Here is a 4548-nt window from a genome sequence, read left to right on the forward strand (position 1 = left end):
TCGCCGTCCGGGGTCTTGAAGCGGTACTTCATGTCCCAGATCTGCTGGGAAATGGCGGCGATGCCCGTCATGTGCCCTCCTTCCCGGCCCCGTGCCCCGGCGGAAGCGTCGCCGGGCGGGCGGGAATCGTTTGGAATTCCAACCGCTTGCCTCCCCATCTTGGAAGAGGTGGGGGTGGGAAGGGAAGGGTCAAGCGACGGCTCGCGCCTCGTTTCCCGCCGTTGCGTTCCCCGCGCCCCGTTCTCAGGGGGAAGCGGATGCCGTCTCCGCCAGGGATTCCGCGTGCGGGCGCACCGTCGCCGGGCCGCCGGCGGCGACCACGAGGCGGTCGGTGGCCGCTTCCAGCCGGTTCTCCAGCTCGATCATCGCCTCGTGCCGCGGCAGGCCGGCGGGGATCGGCGGCAGGATCTCCACCACGATGGTGCCCGGCCGCTTGATGAAGCTGCGCCGTGGCCAGTAGAGCCCGGCGTTGAGCGCCATCGGCACGATGGGGATGCCCAACTGCTCGTACAGCACGCCGACGCCGATGCGGTAGTTGCGGTAGGCGCCGGGCGCCACGCGCGTGCCCTGCGGGAAGATGACGATGGGCCGCCCCTCGTCCCGCACCGGCTTGGAATTCTCGATCAGCGAGGTCAGCGCCCGGCCGCGGGCACCCCGGTCGACGGCGATCATGCGCGACTTCTTCGCGTACCAGCCCCAGGTCGGGATCCAGGTCAGCTCGCGCTTCAGGACGATGGCCGGGTCGTGGACGATGAGGTGCAGCTTCATCGTCTCCCACGCCGACTGGTGCTTGGCGGCCAGGATGTAGGAGCCGCTGCGCGGCAGGTTTTCCCGCCCGCGCACCTCGAACCGCAGGCCGAGGATGGTGCGCTCCAGCCAGGCGATGGAGCCGAGATACCAGCGCACCACCGCCATCATGCGGTCGCGCGGCAGCAAGAGCATCCACAGGAGGCCCACGCACATCAGCGCGGTCCACACAATGAAGGCGACGTTGAAGGTGAGGGAGCGGAGGAAGACCATGGCCGGAACGTGTCAGGATTCGAGGGATTTCTCAAGCCAGTAGCGGAGCCCCGCCACCAGGTACTTGTTGTATTCGGTGATCAGCAGGCTGGCGGTGCCGCGGCGCAGCCACCAGTCGGTGAGATGGACGTTCGGCGGGATGACGGGGTGGGGGATGATCGCCACCTCCGGCATCGCCATGCGGAATTCCAGCAGGCTGCGGCGCATGTGGTAGTTGGCGGTGACGAGGCGCAGGGAGGTGTAGCCCTGCTCGCTCATCCAGCCCTCCGTCTCGTAGGCGTTGCCGAGGGTGCTGTCGGCGGCGTAGCCCAGGACGATGCAGCACTCCACGTCGCTCGGCGCCTGGCGCGACAGGCGCAGCAACTCCTGCACGTCGACGCCCTCGTAGACGCCGGAGACGAACAGCTTCCTGGCCGCGCCCGCGGCCAGCAGCTTCAGGCCCGTGGTCAGGCGGGCGCTGCCGCCGGTCAGCACGACGATGGCGTCGGTGCGCTGGAGGGCCGCGGCGTCGGCGCTCGGCGGCTCCTCGCGCGGGATGGTGGCGACGAACCACACCAGCCCGCCGGCCCAGGCCAGCGCCAGCAGGACGAGCGCCGCCAGGACACGGCCCAGCGTCCGCGCCACACCCCCGTCGCGCCGGCCGAACGCCCGTACCATGCGTCAGCGTCCCGCGCTCATGGCATGCTCTCCAGCGTGCGCAGCACGGTGCGCCGCGCGGTGACCACCGCCAGCCCGCACGCCGCCAGCGGCACCACGGCGAGCAGCAGCCATTGCCACGGCGCCAGCGCCACGTCGGGCAGCAGGCTGGCGCTCAGCCCGCCCGCCGCGCGGTGCACGCCGACCAGCGTGGCGACGGCCAGCGCCAGCCCGCCCAGGCCCCCGCGCAGGCACAGGCCAAGCACGTGCGATTCGAACTGCAGCGAGACGTAGCGGTCGGTGGCGCCCATCAGGTGCAGCAGCTCCACCACGTGCCGGTGGATGGCAAGGCCGGCGCGCACGGCGAACACCACCGACGTCACGGCGGCGATGCCCACCAGCACCATGACGCCCAGCGCCGCCACCTGGATGGCGCGGGCGAAGCCGCGCAGGTCGGACAGCCACGTGGCGTGGTCGTCCACCGCGACGCCGGGGGCGGCCGCCTTCAGCCGCGTGGCGAGCGCGCCGACGTCGACGGTGCCGGTGGTTTCCACGTCGATCACGGTCGGCACCGGCAGCAGCGGGTCGGCCGCCGCCTCCCTGCCCAGCCAGGGCTCGATCAGGCGCGAGGTCGCCTCGGCCGACAGGGGCGTGGCGCTGCGCACGCCCGGGGTGCCGCGCAGGATGGCCAGCGCCTTCTCCACGCGTTCGGGCAGCGGGGCGACGCCGGGTTCCACCAGCGGGACGACCTGCACGGTGATGCCGCCGGCCAGCCCGCTTTCCCAGCGCTCCGCCATGCCGGATACGATCATGAAGCCGGCCAGCGCCAGCGTGGCGAGGTAGACCATCACCGCCGTGATCCAGGCGACGAAGCGCCCGGTCGGGTCCATGGCCAGCGGCAGGTCGAAGCGTTTGCGCAGCATCGCTTATGCCCACCGCTGGGTGGCGCGCGGCAGCACGTGCAGCCGGCCGTTTTCGAGGTGCAGGCGCGGGTGGTCGAAGCGGTGGATCAGCGCCTCGTTGTGGGTGGCGATGACCACGGTGGTGCCCAGCTTGTGCAACTCCTCGAACAGGTAGAGCAGGCGCATGCCGATGCCGTCGTCGACGTTGCCGGTCGGCTCGTCGGCCAGCAGGAGGCGCGGGCGGTTGATGACGGAGCGCGCGATGGCCACGCGCTGCTGCTGGCCGCCCGACAGGGTGGAGGGGCGGGCGTCCAGGTGGTTGCCCAGGCCCACCCAGCGCAACAGTTCCGTGCAGTGCTCCACCACGTCTTGTTCGGAGGCGCCGGCCATGCGCAGCGGCAGCGCCACGTTGTCCAGCGCCGAGAGGTGGTCGAGCAGCTGGAAGTCCTGGAACACCACGCCGATCTGCCGGCGCAGCTCCGGCAGGCCCTCGCGGCCGACGCGCGAAATGTCGCGGTCGAAGACGGTGATCAGCCCGCGCGACGGGCGGTGGGCAAGGTACATCAGCTTCAGCAGCGACGATTTGCCCGCACCGCTGGCGCCGGTGAGGAAATGGAACGATCCGGGCGGCAGCGTGAAGGTGATGTCGCGCAGCACCTCCGGGCCGGTGCCGTACCGCAGGCCGACGTTCTCGAAGCGAATCACGATCTCACCCATGCCGCCCGAAGGGCGGTGCCTCACCCATGCCGCCCGAAGGGCGGAGCCACTCCAATACCGCCGTATCGGCGGCGCCACCATGATCCACGGCCGCGCAGCCGTCCGTTCGGGTGCGCACAATGCACCGTCCGGGGCCGGCCGTCCACATCGCACCGTATCGGCGGTGGCAAGCGGAGGCGGGGCCCTTCCTTGCGTCATAGCCGACAAGTTCCTATAAGGACTCTGCCAATTCCGTGACCGCGGCCCGCCCCGATGATCCTCACCTGTCCGACCTGCTCCACGCGGTACACCGTCGCCGATTCGGCGGTGGGGCCGGCGGGCCGCAAGGTGCGCTGCCGCAGCTGCGGCCACGTCTGGTTCCAGGCGCCGCAGGCCGCCGAGGAGCGCACGCTGCTGGCCGAGGATTCGCTGGCGGGCGAGCTGCGCTCCGCCTTCGCCCCGCCGGAGCGCAAGCGCAAGGAGAAGGCGGCGGGGGGGCCAAGGAACCGCGGCTCGCTGATCGGCTGGGCCGCGTTCGGCGCGGTGGTGGCGGGGCTGGTGGCTGCCGGCTACCTGCTGCGCGCGCAGATCGTCCATCTCTGGCCGCCGGCCGCGTTGCTGTACGAGACAGCCGGTCTGGCCGTGGAGCCGCCGGGGGCGGGGCTTCAGCTGCAGAACGTCCGGTCGGAGCAGCGGCTCGACAACGGCGTCACCGTCCTGGTGGTCGAGGGGCAGATCATCAACGTGTCCGACGCCGAGCGCATGGTGCCGAAGGTGCGCGCGGTGTCCATGGGCTTCGACCGCAAGCCGGTGCAGAGCTGGACGATCGACGTCTCCTCGCCCCGGCTGCTGCCCGGCGAGATCGCCACCTTCCACTCCACCCAGCGCGACCCAGGCGCGGTGGCCGAGGTGATGATCACCTTCGAGGGGAGTTGAGTTCTTCTCCCTCCCTCGCCTCCGGCTCTCAGCGGATGCCAAGGGCATCCGCCTGACGCCGTCAGCGCTGGCCCCTGGCCAGCGCGAGAGGCGGGGGAGGGAAGGGGCCCAAGCGAAGCTTGGGAAGGGTGGGGGCAATGGCCTGTGCAGCAGGCAATGAGCCGCTGATCCTCGCCAGCAACTTGCCCCCACCCTCCCAGCCTGCGGCTGGGTCCCTCCCTCCCCCGCCAAGGGCTATCGCATGTAAGCAAAGAGTTCGAAGAAGAATTCTTCGCTTATCATGGCCCTGAACATTTTCAGGCTCATTGACCGGTCCAACGGGTGCGCCCGCAAGATGTTCTGAGCCAAGCGCCGGATG

5 protein-coding genes are annotated in these 4548 nt (G+C 70.7%); 1 reads left to right on the forward strand and 4 read right to left on the reverse strand.

Features of this window, described 5'->3' with window-relative positions:
* Positions 1–243: 243 nt before the first annotated feature.
* The 4 genes from VED21_RS28095 to ftsE are packed head-to-tail and all read right to left on the reverse strand — an operon-like array spanning position 244 to position 3263.
* Positions 244–1020 (reverse strand): 1-acyl-sn-glycerol-3-phosphate acyltransferase, encoded by a 777-nt coding sequence (locus VED21_RS28095; protein WP_324888332.1) that lies wholly within the window; start codon positions 1018–1020, stop codon positions 244–246.
* 12 nt (positions 1021–1032) lie between these two features.
* Positions 1033–1677, reverse strand: coding sequence for a YdcF family protein (locus VED21_RS28100; RefSeq protein ID WP_324888334.1), 645 nt, complete (start codon positions 1675–1677; stop codon positions 1033–1035).
* Between the two features lie 17 nt (positions 1678–1694).
* On the reverse strand, positions 1695–2579 hold the full coding sequence (locus VED21_RS28105) for a hypothetical protein (protein ID WP_324888335.1): 885 nt from the start codon (positions 2577–2579) through the stop codon (positions 1695–1697).
* Positions 2580–2582: 3 nt separating this feature from the next.
* Positions 2583–3263 carry a cell division ATP-binding protein FtsE gene (gene ftsE, locus VED21_RS28110; protein ID WP_324888337.1) on the reverse strand — a complete coding sequence of 227 codons (681 nt, stop codon included), beginning with the start codon at positions 3261–3263 and terminating at the stop codon, positions 2583–2585.
* A 264-nt stretch (positions 3264–3527) separates the two neighbouring features.
* Between ftsE and VED21_RS28115 the strand changes: the two genes are divergently transcribed.
* Positions 3528–4190, forward strand: coding sequence for a zinc-ribbon domain-containing protein (locus VED21_RS28115; RefSeq protein WP_324888339.1), 663 nt, complete (start codon positions 3528–3530; stop codon positions 4188–4190).
* Positions 4191–4548 lie beyond the last annotated feature (358 nt).

The sequence above is a fragment of the Azospirillum sp. genome (genome assembly GCF_035627195.1).
GTDB lineage: Bacteria > Pseudomonadota > Alphaproteobacteria > Azospirillales > Azospirillaceae > Azospirillum.

Excerpts from the sequence above, each read along its gene's own strand:
- VED21_RS28100 (WP_324888334.1), bottom strand. The coding sequence starts at position 1,677 with ATGGTACGGGCGTTCGGCCGGCGCGACGGGGGTGTGGCGCGGACGCTG.
- VED21_RS28115 (WP_324888339.1), top strand. The coding sequence starts at position 3,528 with ATGATCCTCACCTGTCCGACCTGCTCCACGCGGTACACCGTCGCCGAT.
- VED21_RS28105 (WP_324888335.1), bottom strand. The coding sequence starts at position 2,579 with ATGCTGCGCAAACGCTTCGACCTGCCGCTGGCCATGGACCCGACCGGG.
- VED21_RS28095 (WP_324888332.1), bottom strand. The coding sequence starts at position 1,020 with ATGGTCTTCCTCCGCTCCCTCACCTTCAACGTCGCCTTCATTGTGTGG.